We start from the raw sequence: 20,851 nt of genomic DNA on the forward strand, positions 1-20,851 counted from the left end.
TTAAGAACAAGGGGGAAATTTAAATGAAAAAGGCATTGCTTGCAGGTTCTTTAGCGGTTTCAGCTATTTTAGCAGGATGTGTTGGCGGTTCAGGGGGAAATGATACAGCCGGCTCTTCAAACGGATCAGGTGATGGGGGAGAAACAACCATCAGCTTTATTCACTGGCGTGGAGAAGATAAGGCCGTATTTGATGAGCTGATCTCGCAATTTGAAGAAGAAAATCCGGATATTTCAGTTGATATGACGATTTATCCATCTGAGCAGTATCAGTCAACCGCTCAAACTTTACTGCGTGACGGCTCAACAGGGGATGTATTTACAAGTTTTCCAGGCTCACAATTTGAAATCATCAATCGTGCAGGACTTTTTGAAGACCTGAGCGGTGAAGAATTTGTTGGCAATTATAATGAGCAGCTGATTACAGCAGGGCAGTCTGAGGATGGTCAGCAACTGGCGCTTCCACTGCAGCTTGTATTTAACCAGCCGGTCTATAATGCAACATTATTCGAAGAACTTGGACTTGATCCAAATCCTAAGAGCTGGGATGAATTCTTAGCACTTTGTCAGGAACTTCTTGATGCAGGTTACACACCGATCGCATTCCCTGGATCAGATATTGGTCCCGGCCAGTTCATGAATCCAATGATGATGAACAATGCACCTGAAGAGGACATCTTCGATCAGCTGATGGCAGGAGAAGCGAAGCTCACAGACGAGTGGTGGGTGAAGACGCTGTCACAATTCCAGGAGCTGAATGACCTTGGTTATCTGAATCAGGACTCTCTTGGTACAAATCACAACGGGGCGATCTCTCTTGTAGCAAATGAAGAAGCGGCAATGCTTGCTACCGGCTCCTATGCCATGGCAGGTATTAAAGAAATTAACCCCGATATTGACCTTGGTCTTATCGCACCAATTACTGTAGCTGAAGATGAAATGCAGTGGGAAGGGATTAATACAACAACGTTTATGCTTGCAGTAAATGCGAATTCTGAGAAGAAAGAAGCGGCAAAAGAATTTGTTTCGTTCCTTTCTGAAACAGAGCATGCAGAAACGTATGCAAACGAAACAAGTCAGCACGTTACTGTCAATGATGTTGAATACGAGTCAGAAGAATTGTCTTCTGCTTCTGAGTGGATGGATCGCAACACACGCTTCCAGCCACGTTACCTGATTCCGAATGCAGACGTTGAAAAAGCGGTTATCGCTTCAATTCAATCCGTTCTTGGCGGCGCTTCACCAGAAGAAGCTGCAGAGGAAGCACAGCAGATTGTAGATCAGAATATCGAATAAATCTTAGTTAAATAAAAAATGGGGAGGCTCTCTCTCCCCATTCTTCTGATAAGAGTGAGGGGGACTCCCATGCATTTCAAAAAAAATAAAGTATTGTTTCTATTTTTGCTGCCGGGCTTAATTTTATATTCAATCTTTTTCATCGTACCAAGTTTGAATGCGATCATTTACTCATTTACTGACTGGGACGGTTTATCACCTGACTTTAATGTAGTCGGTTTTGAAAACTACATACAAATCATAACGAATGACTCGATTTTCTTTAAAGCATTTACAAACAATCTGAAGTTCATGCTGTTTGTGTTGATCTTTCAGACTGGATTCTCATTACTTTTTGCGATGTTCTTAATTAAAAATACACGCACCAATGTATTCTTAAGGGCACTTTATTTCTTCCCGACCATTCTGAGCTCAGTATCTGTCGCGTTTATCTGGACATTTATCTATGATCCGAATATCGGGATCCTGAATACTGTATTATCTTCACTGAACCTGGAATTCCTGCAGCAAAGCTGGCTTGGAGACCAGAACATTGCCATCTATTCAGTGGCCGTGACGCAAGTATGGTTCCATACCGGACAGATGCTGATTATATTTGTAGCAGGCCTTCAGGCAATTCCTGAAGATCTGTATGAAGTGGCTGATATTGAAGGAGCCAACCGCTGGCAGCGTTTCCGTCATGTAACGTGGCCAATGATTGCGCCATCAGCGACAATCGTCATGGCTTATACAACGATTCAATCGTTTAAAGCCTTTGACTTAATTTTTGCCATGACTCGTGGGGGTCCCAACTATTCCACTGAAATCCTGGCAACGCTGATCTATTCGACGGCGTTCAGAAGCTTTGAATTCGGATATGCTTCAGCACAGTCTGTTATCTTCATGATCGTGATCGCCATCATTACCGTTGCACAATTCAGAATCCTGCGCGCAAGCAGAGTACAGGAATAGGGGGAGCTCAGCATATGAAAATCATTCGATATATCTTATTAGCTTTATTTGCTGCAGCAATCATTGTGCCAATGCTGGTGGTCATCTTTACAACGTTCAAATCAACAGCAGAAGTATTCAGCAACATTATGGGATTGCCAAGCAGCTGGAGTATTGAAAACTATGTATCTATCTTTGTAGAACAGCCAATGGCGAAATATTTTATGAACAGTGTCATTGTCACATTGTTCTCAGTATCTATTACGCTGATCCTTGCAAGCTTTATTGCTTACAGTGTCACGCGAATGTTCGGGTGGATCGGTGTTGTGATCTTTTCACTATTCACAATCGGTATGATGGTGCCGGCGCAGGTAAATATGATCCCGCTCTACCAGCTGGTTTTTGACCTCGGTCTGACAAACAGCCTGCTTGGATTAATTCTGGTAAATACAGCAGTCACACTGCCGGTAGCCGTCTTTATCCTGAGCGGATTCATGAAATCACTGCCAAAATCACTATTCGAAGCAGCAACAATCGACGGTGCAAACGAATGGAAAATGTATTACAAAATTGCGCTGCCATTATCAGTACCATCACTGGCAGCAACAGCGATCTTCCTTTTCGTGATGCACTGGAACGACCTGCTTTATCCGTTACTATTCATTACAAATAACGACTACAAAACACTCCCGCTCGCACTACTTGAATTCCAGGGAGAATACGCAACAAACTATCCATTACTATTCACAGGCGTTCTGATCGCATCAGCACCAATGATCATCGCCTACATCTTCCTGCAGCGCTACTTCATCGCAGGTATCACTGCCGGATCAGTGAAAGGATGATACTATGACAAAACCAAATCTTGAACTGAGCTGGATCCTGCTGGCATTGTTTCTAATATCAGCTGGTGTTGGGCTGATGAGTGTGTCGGTTTGGGTTACGGTGGTATGTGTGGTTTTGGGGATTGGGTGTGTGTTGAGGGTTTTGCCTGTTTTTGGGGAGTGAAGGCAGGGGAGAGTGAAGGCAGGGACAGACCCTGTCTTCGCTCTCCTTTTTTTACCCATAATAACCTGACAAATCTTCTTCCTCTAAATCATATTCTTCTAAAAGCGCACTGTAATCTCTTCGTTTACTTTCTGGCTGGCTCAGCTTTACAAAAAGCTCATTGATTAACTGCTGAATGTTATTTAGGTCCTTATCTTGTAAAAGGCCTTCTTCATGAGCCAGTTTCAGTACGCGAAGCCGCTTTTCGATTTCTTCAAATTTTCCCATTATCAATTCTCCTTTTTAAAAGCAGTTTTCATTCATTTAGCGTCAGCTTACCAATGTATTGTGATTTTTACAATTTGAGAAAGGACATAATTTCAAAATTCAAGAAGGTTTTTGCTGAATTATGTAGAATTATACATTAATTGTGTTTAGTGGTTCGGTCATTCATAGGTAAATCAGATGACTGGAGGCTGAAATATGAGGACAATCTGGAAGGTGGCAGGTGGGATTGGGATTGTAGCCGGGACTTTTGCAGCTGGCAGTGCGGTTGGTACGACTGGAGCGGAGACGGAGCTGCAGGGTGAAATGGTTGGTTATGATGAGCTGGTAAATGAGAAGAAGCTGCTTGAGGAAGAGCTTGCAGACATGCTGGAAACCAATGAACAGACTGCATCTGAATTAAGTGATCTTCAGGATGAGCTGGCTGATGCGATGAAGGTTATGGATGAACGTGAGCTTGTTCAAAGTGATTTAGAAAGTCTGCAGGAGGAATTAAATGCCGTTGAGGAAACGTTGGAAAGTGAACTTACAGCGGGCCGTGAAGACATTGCTGAACAATTAGAAGAGGAAAATGAAAAGCTAACATCTCTTCAATCGGAAATCTCAGAATTGGATGAAGTGCTTCTGTCAAAGCAGGATGAGTTAGCTCAGCTTGAAGGAGACATTTTAAAGGCAGCCGGTCAACCGGTCGAATTAACTGCCGGACAATTCATCGTCGGAATGGATGTACCACCCGGACGATATCAGGCAACCAATCTTGGAGAAGGGTCCAACTTTATCGTCTACAGTGCCAGTGGCGATTTACTCGTAAATACCATCCTCGGAGACAGCATAGTCGGAAGCGGCGACTACGTCTTCTTTGCAAGTGAAGGAGACCAGGTTGAAACCCATGAGGCAGTTCGCCTGGTTCCGGTTGAGTGAGGGGGGGAGTGGAGGCAGGGACAGACCCTGCCTTCGCTGGAAAGGAGTGGAGAAATGAAAATTGGACTATTACGCAGGTATGTGAGCCCAATGACAAAAGATATGGTGGCAGCATTGATTGCAAAAGAGCACCAAGCAGAGGTGATTTTCTTTCAGGCATCGGGCATTGATTTTGAAAATCGTCTGATCAGGGGTTTGACCCTGCAGCATGGCGACTGGGTTAATAGTGTGTCTTATTTTCCGGACGTCGTCTATAATGATGTGCCTCTGAAAAAGGATGAAAAACTTTACGAAAGGCTTGAGCAGTCGGGTATTCCTTTTACGACTCACAGGTTTGGGGTCAATAAGAAAACTTTTCAGCGAAGGATGTCAGAGAACCCTTATTTGTCAGCATTTTCGATTCCGACGATTACATATCAGGGTTTTCAATCCCTGGAACAGGCATTAGCTCAGTTTAAACAGATTTTTCTGAAGCCAAACAGGGGGCACAAGGGGGATGGGATGTACATCATCGAGCAAAAAGAGAACAATTTGCTGGTGACAGATACAGAAGGAACCGTCAACCGTTTTAACAAAGAAGAGGCCGAGAGCTTCTTTAACCTTCATGTAAATGAATTTTTTCATATCCAGCCTAAGTTTACAGCAACTACACAGGCTGGAGATCCCTATGTTATCCGCAGTTATGTAGGGAAAGATGGCACGGGTAAGTGGAAAGCCATCTTTCACTATGCAGCCATTGGCTTAAACAAAAATCCGATTGTAAACGTAAGCCAAGGCTCCTCTATCAGCTATATCCAACCCTTTTTAAAAACTCAATTCGGTGATCAACACCATCTAATCAGCAAAAAACTGAAAGAGAATGCCATCCGGGTGGCCGAACAAACAGAAGCCATCCTCGGCTTTAAAATAGACGCACTCGGCCTCGACATCTGCCTAACCAGCGAAGGCGATTACTACCTTTACGAAGTGAACGCATTCCCGGGAACCAGACCATTTGAAGCCCTGGTAGAAAAATTCGCTGTACCTTATGCGTTGTCTTTGAAGGGGTAGTGAAGGGAGGGACAGACCCTGCCTTCGCTCACCACACCCAAAAAGAAAGGAGTACAACATGGTTAGAAAACCAAGGCAGAAAAGTAAAAGCGGTATTTATCATGTAACGATTCGCGGAAATAATAGACAGTTAATTTTTTATGATGACGCGGACCGGCATTACTTATTAAGCAAGATTCAGAAGGTGAAAAGCGAAACGGGGTTTGAGCTTTATGCCTGGTGCCTGATGGACAATCATGTTCATTTGGTTATCAGGGAAAAGGAAGTATCGATATCTAAAATTATGCAAAGAGTTAATGGAAGTTTTAGTATGTATATGAATAAGAAACATTATGGTACAGGTCACACTTATGAAGGCAGATTTTATAGCAAGCCGATTGAGACCATTTTATATTTACATACAGTGATCCGATATACGCATCAGAATCCTGTAAGAAGTTTGATTACTTCCTTGCCATCTGATTATAAATGGAGCAGCTGTCGAGCTTATTATCAGAGTGATTCATTATTTGCACATCTGACTGACACAAAAGGAATTTTGAATTATTTCTCAAAGGATCCGCTAAAAGCTGTCTTGAAATTCAAAAGGTATACAGAATCTGTTTATGACCTTCCCCAGAAAAAATCCACATCAAAACCCTACTACACCGACACCGAGGTTCTTAACCTCATTCAATCAAAATTTCCCCAAATCAACATATCCCAAATTAAGCACCTGCCAGTAAAAGAAAGAAACGAAATCCTCAAACAACTGAAAAAAGAATTCACCGCAAACCAAATTTCCAGGATCGTGGGAATTGCTATTACGATTGTTTGGAAAGCTTGAATAGCGAAGGCAGGGACAGACCCTGCCTTCGCTCCCAGTCCACTTTCTCCCATCACTCTGATATAATAGACATTAATCAATTTGCAGGTATTTAGTAATAGATTTTTCTTCATCCATTCAGTTGTATAGAGGAGGAGTCAGGTTGAGTCAAACAGTAAAAAAGGCGATTATTCCTGCTGCGGGTCTTGGGACGAGGTTTTTGCCTGCAACGAAAGCGATGCCTAAAGAGATGCTACCGATCGTGGATAAGCCTGCTATTCAGTATATTGTTGAAGAGGCGGTGTCTTCGGGGATTGAGGATATCATTATTGTGACGGGTAAAGGGAAGCGGGCAATTGAGGATCATTTTGATTCTGCTTTTGAATTAGAAGCGAATCTTCAGGAGAAGGAAAAATATGATTTGCTTGAAAAGGTGAAGGAGTCTTCAAAGGTTGAGATTCATTACATTCGTCAAAAGGAGCCGCTTGGACTTGGACATGCTGTGTGGTGTGCCAGAAAGTTTATCGGTAACGAGCCTTTTGCTGTTTTACTTGGAGACGATATTGTTGAATCGGAGAAGCCTTGTCTGAAGCAATTAATTGAGCAGTATGAAGTGACCCAGTCGTCTTTGATTGGGGTTAAAACTGTTCCGGATGAGGAAGCTTATCGGTATGGCATTGTGGATTTCACAAATCAGGATGGGAAGCTTTTTGAAGTGAACCAGTTAGTTGAAAAGCCTGCACCCGGAACTGCTCCATCAAACTTAGCGATTATGGGGCGATATATTCTAACGCCTCAAATTTTTTCGTTTCTGGATCGTAAGGAAAGAGGCGCTGGTGGCGAGATCCAGTTAACTGATGCGATTCAGGGCTTGAGTGAGCATCAGCAGGTGTTTGCTTATGATTTTGATGGTGTCAGATATGATATTGGAGATAAAATTGGATTTATTAAAACGATTATTGAGTTTGGGCTGAAAAATCCTGAATTGAGAGAAGAGCTGGAGATCTATTTACGGGAAATTGTGGAGAAGCCGCATACGATTTAAAAAACCAGACCGGGGGCTCTCCGGTCTGGTTTTTTCGGTTATTTCAGCTGCATGGTGGTGATGCAGGTTGGGTCATCTTTGAATGTCAAAATTTCGGTTTCTGTTTCGTTGTCATCGTGTGTGATTTTGACCTGGAATGTCTGGTCACGTGGAAGCCAGAGGTACATAAAGTCGTTTTTATAGACCGGGACAGACCCCGTTATACTCTCTTAAATGGAATTAATTATAAAATCGAAGACTATTTTTCTTTCACTTGTGTATAATATAAATAGTTATATTTTCATGGTTCTATATAACTAATAAAATAGTGGAATTATTTAGAAAGAGGGGTTATTGAGATGAGAAAGGTGATATTAATTTTAGTTATGTCGAGTTTACTGGCGGGTTGTAATGGAGGACTAAGTTCTTTAACAGATCAGGTTTTTGCCAAAAATGCTCAACCGGCTGCAATTATCAATACTTTATATGAATCGGCGTTTGAAAATGATGAGGAAACTGTTGATCGGCTTTTAATGCATGTAGATGGATATGAGGGTGAATCTTATGAAGCGGTTGAGGAATTATCCGCTCATGTAATGGAGTTAGGGGGAGTGAACAATTTAAATATTACTGAAATTAAGAGAAATCAGATACAATCTGAAGTAGCAGAAGATTTGGAATACGACTATGGTGATAATTGGCGTGTTGTTTCTTCAGAGTTAGGCGGGGGTTATTCCTTCGTGTGGATTTTACAGAAAGTGGACAGCGAGCTGGTCATTGTATATTTAGAAGAGGTATATCTGGAAGATATCATTCAATAACAGGAAGTCTGAAGGTGCAGAGCCTTCAGACTTCTTTTTAATTTCACCGTTTTTCTGTTAGAACACCTATGTCAACTGCATCGTTGTAATACATGTTGGATCTTCTTCAAATGTTGATATTTCAGACTCGACTGTTTTACCCTCATGTTCGATTTTTACTTGATAAGTGTCGTCCCTGGGTAGCCAGAGATCAATAAAGCCGTTTTCAAATGTTGTCATGTTTTCATCAGCAATGATATTTCCTTCAGAGTCTTCGATATAGACATGAAATGTTTCTTCCACCATTTCCCCCTGACAGCCTGTGAGACTGTGGTACGTGCAGGGGTGGGTTTCATTTACATAGGGAGCAATTGAGACAAAGAAGTCTTCGGTGGAAATATCATAGACCGCTTCAGTGCCGTCTTCCTCCGTTACCATAAGCTCTTTTCCGTTGATAGATGCCTGTTCTGCCTGCGCTTCACGTGTGCTGAAGTCCTGAATCATTGACTGGATGTCAATGGACTCATTTTGGTTTTGTGATTGTTCTTCGCTCTCACTGTTACAGGCAACTAAAATAATTGAAGACAATAATAATAGAATGATTGATTTTAGTTTCATTCTGCGACTCTCCTTAGTCATTTTTATATACCCTATTATAGTATAAAAGCATAAAAGTTAAAGATTATCCTTCGTTTGGACAAAGAATGTTCAGGGTTGACTTCATGCTGAGTAGCGGATAAAAGGAAGATACACTAAAAAACTCGTATTCTCTGCAGAATACGAGTTAAAGCTTCTGAAATGCTGATGCGATTAATGAATATGATCCTAGTCAATTGTGATGGGATCAGTATGCAGCAGTTCTTCAATCATAAACTGACCATCTTCAAGGATGACCATGGATTCTGTGTGGAAACCGGTATATCGCGGTTCTCCTTCAGGTGCGAAAATGTAGAACCATTCTTCTGTCAAGACGATCGCCCTGTCTTCTGATACAACATCGATGCTGATCAGGTTTGTATGATCATGTTCTTCGGTAATGCCTTCAGAAGCCAGATAATCAATATAATCTCTCTGCTCGCTGGCACGCGAGCCGGTCGTGTATGGTGCAATGATTGAAAAATCCTGTTCATTGATGGCTTTGACAGAAAGGCTGTTGTAGTTCCTCATAAATGCTTCAACTTCCTCCTCCAGCCCGTCATGAAAGTTCAGATCAGTTGAAGACTCTGCAGTGACTGTATTTGTCTCAACAACTGTTTCATAATATGTTTCTGATCCGGCCGTTTCATATGAAGTAGGAGGGAGATGCCAGGCATCGCTTCTCTCTAGATCGCAGCCATGAATTTTAAAGCTGTCGTTGCTATATTCAAGTACCAGGTCACAGGTGTAGTTAACCGGATCCAGGCTGATATCGTCATAACTTGACTGCGTCATCATTGCTGCCGGCATACTCAGCATCAGGCTGTCAGGTTCCCCGACCGCTTTTGCCTCTTCCGGGTAAATGACTGCAACTGCCAGAAGCCCGCTGTAAATAAATTGATTTTCTTTTAAAGAAGTGATCTGCTCATTTAACTCCTTCTGATGATCCGGAGAGACATTTGTAAAATGATCGGAGTCAAAAGTTGCCATTGCTTTTAACAGATCTTCACTGTATTGCAGGTATTCATCAAGCAGCTGATCCGACTGTTCCTCTGAAAGTACGGGAACTTCAATGCTGTTTTCACCAGCAAGAATTTCTGTTTCTTCTGATGAAAATGCACCCCAGGGGAAGGTTGAAGTGGCTTTTGCCTTCAAACTGCTGCCAATTGGAATCGGGCCGATTGTATCTGTTCTGCCGTTATCATTAAAGGTAATTTCATTTCCATCAATATTGAGCTTAGTTTGAGCAGGTGATCCCTTTTGAAGGTTAAATGACACGTCCGCAAACTCTACTCTAGATCCAAGTGTCTGAACATCTCTGGTCAGATCTACAAGCTCAAGCTCCTGTTCGTCAGACATTTTACCAAACTCATTTGAAAATTCTGTCGTCATAGTATAGATGCCTGGTGTAAGGGGTCCTGCAGTCAAATTGCCGCCCTCAGCCGGTGTGGAAAGTGCTTTGTCATTCAGCTTCACCTCAGCCTGAACAGATTCATCAGGTAGTGGGAGCTCGATATATTGGTTAATTCCGGTTACAGCATACTTTTTAATGATACCTAAAAGCGGTTTTTGTTCGGTTAAAGTAAACAGCTGTGTGTCAGACGTGACGCTGAGTGATCTGAGAACAATATCTCTATCAAGTGCAAGGAGTGCTTCTGCCTCGAATTCACTGATGTTGCTGCCATCTTCATGCAGAACAAGCTTTTGAATCGTAGCCGCATCACCTTCTTTAAATGCCTGCGAAAACCTTTCAGCTGTTTGATCTGCTGAAAAATAGAGGCTTGTTCCGTAAATGCCTCCGATTAAAAGGATCAATATGGTAAGGGATGATGCGATGATCGTCTTTTCTTTTTTCGTCCGTTTCCTTTTGGGAGCAGGAGGAGGTGGAGCAGGCTGAATGACTTGCTCCTCCTGGTGAAGCGGCCTGCCGCAGGACAGACAGAATTTTTGATCGGCAGCTGCTTCAGCTCCGCATTCCTGACAAAATTTTTGCATCATTTTCCTCCTGTAGCTCTGTCATGTCGTTAGTGATCATATCAATTTGATCAAAATATAACTGATCGTCCAACACTGTAAGCGTCTATTTTTGGTTCGTTATATTGGAGTGTTTCATCCAGGTGATTATAGAAATAAAACATCTCCAAAGTGTTGACTTCAAAGGATGAATTTCCTGCTGCTTTAATCGGTGTCACATCATCTTTAAGGAATTCGAAGACCCTCAAAGCTGTTAATTCCTTCTGTCCAGATCAGGTTAAAATAAACCCATACTCATCAGGTCCCAGAATGAAGATTCAGCAATTGACAGACTAAACACAGCGAAAACAATAGAAACCAGAACGATATATGCCAGAAAACCATATAATGGATCTGCTGTTTTTGATTTCATCGTCATTAATGAACTGATGATATGAAGGGGAACAGAACCGATTACGATACTGACCGACAGAACGATCAAAATAACTGATAAAGTGTACATACTCATTAACGTTGTAAGCACTGCTGCTGCAAGGAAAATGATTGGAAGCAATATATGCGCACCAAATATAGCAGTAACTGATTTATATGAATCTTGTCGTCCAAATAGTTTATTAGATAAGAATAAACACGTGATCACGAGAAATACGATTGCAGCTGTAAACATGAGACTTTGAAAAAATACGCCGAAAAATGATGGTCCATAGCCACCAAATCCTCCAAATGTTGCCTGATACATAAGGTATGGCATAGATCCGAATAAAATAGAAAAAAGTATAATTGAAATTAAACCGTTTTTAAATTCTCCTTCTCCGGTCTGTAATGACTTCGAAGGGCTTTTTATGTATTGTTTGAAATAATTCCAGTAGCTTATTGAGGTCGCTTTCGCTTTTTCAATCGTTGGATTAGGTGTACTGCTGACTGCAGCAGCCTGATGCTGTTGCTGTACCTGCTCCTGCAAGGGTGGGGGTGCTGATGCCGCGTGCTGACTTTGCGCTGTAAAGCCCTCCTTTATTATCTCTGTCCCACAATTTCCGCAAAATTTTCCTGTTGATTGTTCATGACCGCAATTAACACAATTCATCCAATCACTCCTTAACATTTTTTAGTAAAAAAAGAGTACTTATAACCATTTCTTTATACCTATAATATTTTTATTGAATTACAAAGTCAACTGCTTTTAAGAAAATAATGGGAAAATCGTATGTGTGGTACTTATAGGTTTATTGTCGGGGGATAATTCGATTTGCAGTATAAAAAAACCCTTTACCTGGTCCTTATCAAATAAGGACCGGTAAAGGGTTCTGATTGAGGCTGACTTATTCACTCACAATTCTTCCTTCAACGCCAGGGATCGGCTGACCTGAAGCCAGTGCTTCTGTTAGAACTGCGCTGAGCAGTTCGCCGCTGTCGAATACAACGTCATCTGCACTGAACATTGTGTAGCCGTCTCCACCCGCTGCTGTGAAGTCATTTGTTGCGACTGTGTATACTTTTTCAGTATCAAGTGGCTCGCCGCCTACCAGCACTTCTGTTACACGGCTTCCTGCAGGAGCAGAAGCATCATACTTGAATGAGAAGCCTGAGATATGAAGGAAGCCTCCATTTTGCTCAGGTGCCATACGTACTGAATGCTCAAGTGCTGCAAGCAGCTGTTCGCCTGTTACATTCATTTGTACAAGTGTGTTGATGAATGGCAGGACTTCTTCAACTTCGCCGCGTGTTACTTCACCTGCATCGATTGAAGCTCTGATACCACCGCCGTTTGTAATGGCAATGTCAGTACCAAGTGTTGATCTCATTGCATCTGTAATCAGGTTACCAAGGTTTGTTTCCTGTGTTCTTACATTTTCTCTTGCGCCGTCAAGTGCAACTGGCGTTGAACCGACCACTTCATTTAAAAGCTCATCCAGGATATCCTGGTAAGGTGCAAAAATGTCTGCAATCTGCGGATCTTCTACTTTGTCCGCGCTGTCACGGTAAAGGAATCCATTTACCCCGATCAGCTCATCTCCTGAGAATAGAAGATTTGTATGGCCGGCAGCTTTTGTATACTCATATGCCTGAGTAACATAAGCATGCTCATACTTAACAGGTGTTTCGATTGTGTCGTGGCTGTGACCGCCGATGATCAGGTCAACGCCTTCAACTTCGTTAGCGATGTTGATATCAGTGTCCAGACCTGAATGAGAGAGAAGGATGATGTGATCTACTTCATCTTCAATTTCATCTACAATATCCTGTGTACGGGATACTTCATCCTGGAATTCAATGCCTTCGATATTCTTAGGGCTTGTCTTTTCAGCAGTATCAGTCGCAGTTACACCAACTACGCCAAATGTCTGGCCGCCGCGCTCGATCACTGTATAGTCATCAAGGAAATTCTCACCGTCTTCAAGAATATTTGCTGATACGATTGGGAAAGCTGCATTTCCTGCAACTTCTTCAAGGTACTCATGACCAAAGTTAAAGTCGTGGTTACCAGGAACCATCGCATCATAAGACATTTCTGTTAATGCCTCTAATGCTGGTACACCATCAAAATTGTTAACAAGTGCTGTACCGTGAAGCGTATCTCCAAGGTCAAACAGCATCGCGTCAGGATTTTCAGCTCTTACTTCATTTACAAGCGTAGAAACCTTCGCAAGACCCATGTGACCTTCATCTTCATCAAATGTGATTCTGCCGTGCATATCATTCGTATGAACGATCGGCATCACTGTAATATTCTCATCCATTAAGTCAAACATCTCATCAATATCCTCTGATGTCAGTGGCTTATTCGGCTTAAATGTCTTATCACTTTTATCAATCAGACCAAGCTCAGCCGCTGCTGCAACATAAGGCTCCGCTTCATCAGAAATACTGCGATAATCTTTGAAGTTCTTAAACGAATCATCTGAATAAGTATCTTTCAGGTTAAGGCTTCTTACAAGGTAAGTATAAGCCTGCTCCCTGGAAATTTTATTACCAGCATTGACTTCAGCTACATCTTCCTCAGTTAAAATACCAGTTCGGACTGCTGCTTCAAAATAAGCTGCCGCATCTCCGGAAACCCCTTGGAAAAGATCAGTCGAACCCTGAAGATCAATCCCCAGTTCCCCCACAAGCTCTACAATAAAAGTCTCAGTTGTAACAGGTGCCTTGACTGATTTCTTCGCATCTGCAGTCCCTGCATATGTAGAAAAAGTCAAACCAGCGGCTAAAGCGGTAATCAGAATCTTATTCTTCTGTGTTTGCATAGTAACCTCCCAAATAATATGTAGTGTTGCCTTTTCATCATATACATTATTGGAATCGCATACAATAAAGATTCGAAATTTTATAAAGAAATTAACGAATAGTTTACAAATTGGGGGGAGTGAAGGGAGGGACAGAGTGAAGGCAGGGACAGACCCTGTCTCCGCTCCAACAAAAAAAAGAAGGGAAAAATCCCTTCTCAATTTAACACTTAAAAATCAATCTTCATCGCTTCACCCATCAGCTTCGGCAGGTCAGTGTTATTTAGTAGTCCTGAAAACTTATGCGCCTGTGCACCATATGCATATACCGGTACGTCAACACCTGTGTGTGCGGATGTCGTCCATCCAACCAGCGCACGGTCACTGATGACTTCGTTGATTGCCATGGCTGCATTGTCTGTTTCTTCTATTAAAGCTGCTTCTTCTTCAGTCAATTCAATATTTGCATATTCTTTTACGATTTCACGGGCATTCGAGCGGTCTTCGTTCAGTTCAGCAGCCATTGTATCACCGGTTGCTTTTACGTCGTGAAGGACATCGATATTCAGGTCATACTCACCGTTTGATCCGACCGACATCCCGCCGGTTTCGTGGTCACCTGCAACAACGACAAGTGTATTTTTATCCTTTTTCGCGTATTCGATTGCAGCGGCTACCGCTTCATCAAATGCTTTTGTGTCATTCATTGCCCATGCTGCATCGTGCGCGTGGCCTGCCCAGTCGATTTGTGAACCTTCAACCATCAGGAAGAAGCCGTCTTTATCCTGTTCAAGTGCATTAAGCGCTGCGCCGGTCATATCTGCAAGGCTTGGCTGATCCGTTTCACCGCGCTCAAGCTCCGGAGCCATCGCATCGTCAGCAAATAGTCCGAGCAGCTTGCCACTTTTAGCTGAAGTCAGTTCATCTGAATTGGTTACATATTCATAGCCATCTGCCTCTGCAGATTCAATCAGGTTCAGTTCAGGCTGCTTTCCGCCTTCTGATTCAGGGAGGAAATAGTCGCGTCCGCCACCCAGTAGAACGTCTACACCATTTTCAAAATACTGAGGTGCAATACCCGCTTCATTTCCACGCGACTCAACACTTGAACCAAATACAGCAGGTGTTGCGTGTGTGATTGTAGAAGTCGCAACAAGACCGGTAGACTTACCAGCTTCCTCAGCTGCATCTAAAATAGAATCCACCTGCTCACCATCAGGCGTCACCCCAACCATTCCGTTATTCGTCTTCTCACCAGTCGCCATTGCAGTACCCGCAGCAGCAGAATCCGTTACTTCAGTATCCGCAGAATACGTCTGCATCAATCCCTTTACAAAAGGATCAAAAGAAGACTCCTCACCTTTAAACCAGCGATAGTTCGTTGCGTAAGAAGCGTTGTAACCATCCGGAATCATATAAATCACATTATGTACTTTTTCATTTCCCTGACCGGCCCAATCCGGCTTCCCTGACGCAGTCGACTCCTCATTTTGAGTGCCAATCGCAATCCCTGATAAAACAAGTCCTCCTGAAAGTGCAAGTAAAGCAGTTTTCTTCAACATGTTTTCCTGTCTCCCTTCAAAATAGCTTACGGGATGTAGGTTAGCAAAGGATTGTAAAGAAGTGATTACGAGATTGTAAATATAGAGAAAGATGGAACTAATATACTTTTAAAAGGGTTTTAATGGTAATTATGAGTGTTTGAGTGAAGGGAGGGACAGACCCTGCCTTCAGTCTACCCATCAGGAAAAATTTATCTTAATTTGACAAAATAAAGATATCTTTTTTGGTAGCAGCCGATTATAATACTCTTGTAATTATAAAAATGTAGAGGAAGATGAAGGGTGAAAAAGTTGCTGTCGGTGGTTTTTGCTATGCTGTTGGTTGTTAGTAGCTTTCCGGTGAGTGGTTTTGCAGCTGTAGATCAAGGAGAATTGGATACATATCTTGCTGAGATTCAGTGGACTGAAGATGAGTTAGATACATATTTAGAGTACTACGGATACAGAATCAGTGATTTTGAATCGTTTGAAGAGCTGGAGGATTTTCTGGGGCCGGTGATCACTGAGGAAAGTCTGCAGGAGTTATTGGACGCATATGGTTTAACGCGTGAAGAGCTTGATGAAATCATGGCGTTATATGGTGAAACGGTTGAGGATTATTTATTTATTGATGACATTGAATTTTATATTATAGATCGAGCAGAATTAGACGCATACCTTGCTGAGATTCAGTGGACTGAAGATGAGCTGGATACGTATTTATGGGAGTATTACGGGTATAGAATCAGTGATTTTATATCTTTTGAAGAGCTGGAGGATTTCCTTGGGCCGGTGATCACTGAAGAAAGTCTTCAGGAATTATTGGATGCATATGGCTTAACGCGTGAAGAGTTAGATGAAATTTTAGCTTTATATGGTGAAACGGTTGAGGATTATACATTTATCGATGATATTGAATTCTATATTTTAGAAGAGTTGTATTATGAAGAAGACTACTATTATGATGATTTGTTTAGTGAATTTGGATTGACTGAAGAGGAGTTAGACCGTTTATTTACTCATCTTGACACGCTTGATTTTGCTGCAATTGAAGCGAGACTTGATGCAGTCTATAATCGTCTGATGGCTTTAGAAGAGTTTGAATCTGCGACTGAATTATCAGCTGAGCAAATTGCTGAATTACTATCAATCATGCAGGAATTGCTTGATATTTTTGAAATGGATGCTACTTTTACATTAGTAAAAAGCGGTGAAGAGAAATCAATTTCATTGGCTGAGTTAATTTCAATGACCAGTATTGAGGACTATGATCTAGTAATTTCACTGTTTTCTAAGCAGGGTGAATTTTTAGCGGATTTCATTTTGACAAATGAAATGTTCGGATCTGATCTGATTAAAGAAACTGCAGAAGATCTTCCTGTGGTTGAAGAAGCTGTAGAAACGAAGAAGGAAGTGAAAGCACAGGAAACAGCAAAGGAAACTGCTGTCACTGGAACTGCTGCTGTTACGAAAACGGTAAAGGGTGAAAAGCTCCCTTATACAGGCGCGAATTATCTGGCAAAAGTATTGCTTGGTCTTTCAGTTTTAGCGATGGGTATATGGGCAGTGCGACGTTATCGCAGACAGGAAGCTTAAAATGGACTCAAGAAATGCCCGCAGAACGCGTAAGTTGCGCCTGAAAAAGAGTATTTTTTTATTATTTGGTGTGGGGCTCATTTCATTTGGCTTCTGGTTTGCCAGTTCGAATGCTTTTCCTTTGATAAAAGGATACTACCTTTATAAAACAAGTGCAGAATCGCACCAGGTATCAGAAATTAAAGCTGAAAATGTCGTGAAAGACGATAGGTTGTCGACAAGAAAAGCAGAAAACCCAATTGATGAGCCTTTATATCCGGAAGTGCCTGAAATCGGAGATCATATGGGCGAATTAATCATTCCAAAACTTGATGTCAGTCTACCCATTTATCATGGCACAGATGAAGATGAACTGGAAAAGGGTGTAGGTCACTATGCAGGTAGTGTGCTTCCCGGTGAACAGGATAACTCCGTTTTAGCAGGACACCGGGATACAGTATTCCGAAGACTGGGTGAAGTGGGCGAAGACGACCTGCTGACAGTCGTGACCGAAGCAGGAAGCTTTACGTACAAGGTACGAAAAGTCAGGATCGTCGATGAAGACGACCGTTCTATCATCGTACCAAAGCCAAAAGCTACCCTGACCCTCTCCACCTGCTATCCATTTGATGCAATCGGCTACACAACAGAAAGATATATACTCATTGCAGACTTAATTAAAAGTGAACGATAAACAGCGTCTCCCATATTGGGACCGCTGTTTTTTTGGGAGTGGAGGGAGGGACAGACCCTGCCTTCGCTCTCCCGCCGGTGACCAGTGGAGACAGGGACAGACCCTCCCTTCACTGCAAAAATCATATATTCACTACACAAAATAAACAACCCCGTCCAATCAAATTGACGGGGTTGTTGTTGTTCTTCTATGATTTATCCAATTAATATCCAATAAGTGATCGTTTAAATGTAAGCGTTTACTTTTAGGGTAGGAAGGAGGATATGCAATTCTATATTATTTTAAAGGGAGTGGGCGTATGAGAAAGTATGGAGTGCTGTTTGTTTTACTTTTGTCTTTTTCTTTTGTTGGTATATTAAATGATGCTGAGGCAGAGCAGCCGGAGTCGTCTTATTGGTATCCTGATGAGCTGTTGAATTGGAGTCCTGAAGGTGATAAGGATGCGGTCTTTAATCAAAGTACGGTTCCTTTAGCTGAAAGGGAAGGTGGGAAGTCTGAGGCGAGGCTGGTTGCTTTGTCTGCGATGAATCCTTCTACCAGCGGAGTTCCTTCGCAGGGGGGAAATTCTTTTTATGCAAATACGTTTAGTTATTGGCAGTACGTAGACTTGATGGTTTACTGGGCAGGCTCTGCCGGGGAAGGGATTATTACACCGCCAAGTGCAGATGTGATTGATAATGCTCATCGAAATGGTGTGCCGATTCTTGGAAATGTTTTCTTTCCTCCGAAGGTTTATGGCGGGAAGGATGAGTGGGTGGATCAGATGCTCACGCAAGATGAGGCTGGTTCTTTTCCGGCAGCTGATCAACTCTTAAAAGTGGCAGCGTACTACGGTTTTGATGGATGGTTTATTAATCAGGAAACTGAAGGCGGAACACCTGAGGACGCGAAGCTGATGCAGGCGTTTTTGATTTATCTTCAGGAGAAGAAGCCGGAACATATGGAGATTATGTGGTATGACTCTATGACAGAAGACGGCAGTATTGACTGGCAAAACTATTTGACTGATAAAAATAAGATATTCCTGCAGGATGGATCAATGAAGGTAGCTGATCATATGTTTCTGAATTTCTGGTGGAGCCGTCAGTCACAGCAGCAGTCTGCTGATAAGGCGTGGGAAATTGGAAGAAGTCCTTATGATCTCTTTGCAGGGATTGACGTTGAGGCAAACGGCTATCAAACCTCTATTAATTGGGAAAATATATTCCCGGAAGAACAGGAGGCTTTAACATCTCTGGGAATTTACCGTCCTGACTGGGCATACAAGGATTCAAAAACGATGGAAGAATTTTATCAAAAAGAGCAGCATTTTTGGACTGGTGCAGCCGGGAATCCTGAACACACAGATGCAAATCCTGCATCATGGAAGGGAATGGCCCACTATTTTGATGAAAAAACGGTAATTGATTCAATGCCATTTGTAACGCATTTTAATACAGGGAGCGGTCAATTTTTTAATGTGGAGGGCGAGAAGAAATCTGAGCGTGAATGGAACAACCGCAGCGTTCAGGATATTCTGCCAACCTGGAGATGGAAAACTGACAACAGCCTGCTATCAGTCGATTTCACGTGGGATGAAGCTTATACAGGAGGCAGTTCAATTGCAGTAACCGGGGACATTGAAAAAGGTGAAAAGTCCAGAATTGATCTCTATAAAACGAATATTAATGTAGAGAAACATACACAACTGGCGTTAACTTATAAATCATTATCCGGAGAAAAGCTCAGCATGGCAGTCAGCTTCAGTGATAACCCTGGTGAATTTACAACCTTTGACCTTAAAAAGAAAAGTCACGGAAAGTGGGTAACAGACCAGGTTTCACTGAAGAAGTTTGAAGGGAAAACGATCTCAACAATCGGTGTTGAAGTAGAAGGAAATGAAGTACCTGTAGAACTTTATTTAGGCGGATTATCTGTCATGAATAAGAGTGACATGCGTGAAAAAGCTGATGCGCCATCTCACGCTGACATAATTGAAGTCGATTTTAACAAAGGGATTTATGCGGACCTGAGAATTTCATGGGATCAAGTAGATGAGGCAGAAAAATATGAGATTTACAGACGATTACCAGATGGTCAAAAACAATTCGTCGGCGTCTCAGTAAACCATGTATTCTATCTGGAAAATATCAAAAGGTCAGGCAAGGAAGACTTCACGACATTTGAAGTGATTACTGTAAACGATGCTGGGAATCGCAGCAAAAAATCAGCAGATCTGACACTTGAATGGCCGCCTTACCCTGCACCGGAAGCAGACTTCACATCTGATCAGACTGTAGCGGCACCCGGACAGGAAATACAATTTACCAGTCTTGCTTCAGAGGTAACCGAAGAACTTCAATGGACGTTTGAAGGAGCGGATATTGAAACCAGTACCGACCCGACACCAATTGTCAGCTATCCGGATGAAGGTGTTTATACTGTCAAACTCACCGCTAAAAATAGCGAAGGGGAAGATACACTTATAAAAGAAAACTATATAACCATTTCAGAAGGGGCTGCTGAAATAAGAAATTTAGCTGCATCAGCAACAGCTACAGCCAGTGGACAATGCGCACAAACAGAAGGTCCAGCCTATGCAATAGATGGCAGCCTAATTAACAACAGCAAATGGTGTGCAATTGGAGATGAAAATTGGCTTCAATTAGACCTGGGCCACATTTATCAGCTAGCAGAATTCAAAATTTTTCATGCTGAGGCAGGCGGGGAACCGGCAGCTTTTAACACTAAAATTTACAGCATAGAAACAAGCATCGACGGAGAAAACTGGAGTGAAGCCGTCTACGAAAATCAAAACAAAGCAGACATCTCTTCACATGCGATCCCACTAACAGAAGCAAGGTACGTCAGACTCAGCATTGTGCAGCCAACACAAGGGGCTGACAAAGCAGCGAGGATCTTTGAGTTTGAGGTTTTTGGGTTTTAGGGAAAGAGCGAAGGCAGGGACAGACCCTGTCTCCACTCGTCACCGGCGGGGTAGTGAAGGCAGGGACAGACCCTCCCTCCACAACCTGTCATTTCTAAAGTTTTCATGCGTTTATTAAAGGACTTGGAGAGAAGGGCTTCCAAGTCCTTTTTGCTGTCTTTAAGATGAAAATAAGTAAATTGAAAGC

19 protein-coding genes are annotated in these 20,851 nt (G+C 42.3%); 11 read left to right on the plus strand and 8 right to left on the minus strand.

Going from position 1 to position 20,851, the window contains the following annotated elements; translation table 11 throughout:
• The first annotated feature begins 23 nt into the window (after positions 1-23).
• The 3 genes from UFB30_RS04110 to UFB30_RS04120 all read left to right on the plus strand — a co-directional run bounded on the left by UFB30_RS04110 (position 24) and on the right by UFB30_RS04120 (position 3,070).
• Positions 24-1,295, plus strand: a complete 1,272-nt coding sequence (locus UFB30_RS04110) for an ABC transporter substrate-binding protein (protein ID WP_322420404.1) — start codon at positions 24-26, stop codon at positions 1,293-1,295.
• Between the two features lie 69 nt (positions 1,296-1,364).
• Positions 1,365-2,246 carry a carbohydrate ABC transporter permease gene (locus UFB30_RS04115; protein ID WP_322420405.1) on the plus strand — a complete coding sequence of 294 codons (882 nt, stop codon included), beginning with the start codon at positions 1,365-1,367 and terminating at the stop codon, positions 2,244-2,246.
• Between the two features lie 14 nt (positions 2,247-2,260).
• Entirely contained in the window at positions 2,261-3,070 is an 810-nt protein-coding gene (locus UFB30_RS04120) for a carbohydrate ABC transporter permease (protein ID WP_322420406.1), read from the plus strand.
• Positions 3,071-3,284: 214 nt separating this feature from the next.
• Here UFB30_RS04120 and UFB30_RS04125 read toward each other — a convergent pair whose 3' ends face one another.
• A complete protein-coding gene (locus tag UFB30_RS04125) occupies positions 3,285-3,500 on the minus strand; it encodes a hypothetical protein (RefSeq protein ID WP_322420407.1) in 216 nt (71 codons plus the stop codon).
• A 195-nt stretch (positions 3,501-3,695) separates the two neighbouring features.
• Between UFB30_RS04125 and UFB30_RS04130 the strand changes: the two genes are divergently transcribed.
• The 4 genes from UFB30_RS04130 (at position 3,696) to galU (ending at position 7,318) form a co-directional block, all read left to right on the plus strand.
• A complete protein-coding gene (locus tag UFB30_RS04130) occupies positions 3,696-4,418 on the plus strand; it encodes a hypothetical protein (RefSeq protein ID WP_322420408.1) in 723 nt (240 codons plus the stop codon).
• Positions 4,419-4,472: 54 nt separating this feature from the next.
• The gene (locus tag UFB30_RS04135) at positions 4,473-5,468 is read left to right on the plus strand and encodes a YheC/YheD family protein (protein ID WP_322420409.1); all 996 of its coding nucleotides are present in this window, start codon (positions 4,473-4,475) and stop codon (positions 5,466-5,468) included.
• 58 nt (positions 5,469-5,526) lie between these two features.
• Positions 5,527-6,294 carry an REP-associated tyrosine transposase gene (locus UFB30_RS04140; protein ID WP_322420410.1) on the plus strand — a complete coding sequence of 256 codons (768 nt, stop codon included), beginning with the start codon at positions 5,527-5,529 and terminating at the stop codon, positions 6,292-6,294.
• A gap of 142 nt (positions 6,295-6,436) precedes the next feature.
• Entirely contained in the window at positions 6,437-7,318 is an 882-nt protein-coding gene (gene galU / locus UFB30_RS04145; RefSeq protein ID WP_322420411.1) for a UTP--glucose-1-phosphate uridylyltransferase GalU, read from the plus strand.
• Positions 7,319-7,356: 38 nt separating this feature from the next.
• Here galU and UFB30_RS16610 read toward each other — a convergent pair whose 3' ends face one another.
• Positions 7,357-7,521, minus strand: a complete 165-nt coding sequence (locus UFB30_RS16610; protein WP_343217558.1) for a hypothetical protein — start codon at positions 7,519-7,521, stop codon at positions 7,357-7,359.
• Between the two features lie 135 nt (positions 7,522-7,656).
• On the opposite strand from UFB30_RS16610, the gene UFB30_RS04150 reads away from it, so the two are divergent.
• Entirely contained in the window at positions 7,657-8,118 is a 462-nt protein-coding gene (locus UFB30_RS04150) for a hypothetical protein (protein ID WP_322420412.1), read from the plus strand.
• A 66-nt stretch (positions 8,119-8,184) separates the two neighbouring features.
• Here UFB30_RS04150 and UFB30_RS04155 read toward each other — a convergent pair whose 3' ends face one another.
• The 6 genes from UFB30_RS04155 to UFB30_RS04180 form a co-directional block, all read right to left on the minus strand.
• Complete coding sequence (locus UFB30_RS04155) at positions 8,185-8,715, minus strand: CueP family metal-binding protein (RefSeq protein ID WP_322420413.1); 531 nt, start codon at positions 8,713-8,715, stop codon at positions 8,185-8,187.
• Positions 8,716-8,922: 207 nt separating this feature from the next.
• Positions 8,923-10,728 (minus strand): zinc ribbon domain-containing protein, encoded by a 1,806-nt coding sequence (locus UFB30_RS04160; RefSeq protein WP_322420414.1) that lies wholly within the window; start codon positions 10,726-10,728, stop codon positions 8,923-8,925.
• Positions 10,729-10,778: 50 nt separating this feature from the next.
• Entirely contained in the window at positions 10,779-10,955 is a 177-nt protein-coding gene (locus UFB30_RS04165) for a hypothetical protein (RefSeq protein ID WP_322420415.1), read from the minus strand.
• A 29-nt stretch (positions 10,956-10,984) separates the two neighbouring features.
• Positions 10,985-11,791 (minus strand): zinc ribbon domain-containing protein, encoded by an 807-nt coding sequence (locus tag UFB30_RS04170; protein WP_322420416.1) that lies wholly within the window; start codon positions 11,789-11,791, stop codon positions 10,985-10,987.
• Between the two features lie 235 nt (positions 11,792-12,026).
• Positions 12,027-13,949 (minus strand): 5'-nucleotidase C-terminal domain-containing protein, encoded by a 1,923-nt coding sequence (locus UFB30_RS04175; protein WP_322420417.1) that lies wholly within the window; start codon positions 13,947-13,949, stop codon positions 12,027-12,029.
• 209 nt (positions 13,950-14,158) lie between these two features.
• Positions 14,159-15,490, minus strand: coding sequence for an alkaline phosphatase (locus UFB30_RS04180; RefSeq protein ID WP_322420418.1), 1,332 nt, complete (start codon positions 15,488-15,490; stop codon positions 14,159-14,161).
• A gap of 282 nt (positions 15,491-15,772) precedes the next feature.
• Between UFB30_RS04180 and UFB30_RS04185 the strand changes: the two genes are divergently transcribed.
• The 3 genes from UFB30_RS04185 (at position 15,773) to UFB30_RS04195 (ending at position 20,664) form a co-directional block, all read left to right on the plus strand.
• A complete protein-coding gene (locus tag UFB30_RS04185) occupies positions 15,773-17,065 on the plus strand; it encodes a processed acidic surface protein (protein WP_322420419.1) in 1,293 nt (430 codons plus the stop codon).
• A gap of 1 nt (position 17,066) precedes the next feature.
• A complete protein-coding gene (gene srtD / locus UFB30_RS04190) occupies positions 17,067-17,738 on the plus strand; it encodes a class D sortase, LPxTATN-specific (RefSeq protein ID WP_322420420.1) in 672 nt (223 codons plus the stop codon).
• Positions 17,739-18,036: 298 nt separating this feature from the next.
• Positions 18,037-20,664 carry an endo-beta-N-acetylglucosaminidase gene (locus tag UFB30_RS04195; protein ID WP_322420421.1) on the plus strand — a complete coding sequence of 876 codons (2,628 nt, stop codon included), beginning with the start codon at positions 18,037-18,039 and terminating at the stop codon, positions 20,662-20,664.
• Positions 20,665-20,851 lie beyond the last annotated feature (187 nt).

Source organism: Jeotgalibacillus haloalkalitolerans (assembly GCF_034427455.1).
GTDB classification, from domain to species: domain Bacteria; phylum Bacillota; class Bacilli; order Bacillales; family Jeotgalibacillaceae; genus Jeotgalibacillus; species Jeotgalibacillus haloalkalitolerans.

Bases quoted from the DNA above. Each gene is read 5' to 3' on its own strand.
- UFB30_RS04110 (WP_322420404.1), top strand. From the start codon at position 24: ATGAAAAAGGCATTGCTTGCAGGTTCTTTAGCGGTTTCAGCTATTTTA.
- UFB30_RS04115 (WP_322420405.1), top strand. From the start codon at position 1,365: ATGCATTTCAAAAAAAATAAAGTATTGTTTCTATTTTTGCTGCCGGGC.
- UFB30_RS04120 (WP_322420406.1), top strand. From the start codon at position 2,261: ATGAAAATCATTCGATATATCTTATTAGCTTTATTTGCTGCAGCAATC.
- UFB30_RS04125 (WP_322420407.1), bottom strand. From the start codon at position 3,500: ATGGGAAAATTTGAAGAAATCGAAAAGCGGCTTCGCGTACTGAAACTG.
- UFB30_RS04130 (WP_322420408.1), top strand. From the start codon at position 3,696: ATGAGGACAATCTGGAAGGTGGCAGGTGGGATTGGGATTGTAGCCGGG.
- UFB30_RS04135 (WP_322420409.1), top strand. From the start codon at position 4,473: ATGAAAATTGGACTATTACGCAGGTATGTGAGCCCAATGACAAAAGAT.
- UFB30_RS04140 (WP_322420410.1), top strand. From the start codon at position 5,527: ATGGTTAGAAAACCAAGGCAGAAAAGTAAAAGCGGTATTTATCATGTA.
- UFB30_RS04150 (WP_322420412.1), top strand. From the start codon at position 7,657: ATGAGAAAGGTGATATTAATTTTAGTTATGTCGAGTTTACTGGCGGGT.
- UFB30_RS04155 (WP_322420413.1), bottom strand. From the start codon at position 8,715: ATGAAACTAAAATCAATCATTCTATTATTATTGTCTTCAATTATTTTA.
- UFB30_RS04160 (WP_322420414.1), bottom strand. From the start codon at position 10,728: ATGCAAAAATTTTGTCAGGAATGCGGAGCTGAAGCAGCTGCCGATCAA.
- UFB30_RS04170 (WP_322420416.1), bottom strand. From the start codon at position 11,791: ATGAATTGTGTTAATTGCGGTCATGAACAATCAACAGGAAAATTTTGC.
- UFB30_RS04175 (WP_322420417.1), bottom strand. From the start codon at position 13,949: ATGCAAACACAGAAGAATAAGATTCTGATTACCGCTTTAGCCGCTGGT.
- UFB30_RS04180 (WP_322420418.1), bottom strand. From the start codon at position 15,490: ATGTTGAAGAAAACTGCTTTACTTGCACTTTCAGGAGGACTTGTTTTA.
- srtD (WP_322420420.1), top strand. From the start codon at position 17,067: ATGGACTCAAGAAATGCCCGCAGAACGCGTAAGTTGCGCCTGAAAAAG.
- UFB30_RS04195 (WP_322420421.1), top strand. From the start codon at position 18,037: ATGAGAAAGTATGGAGTGCTGTTTGTTTTACTTTTGTCTTTTTCTTTT.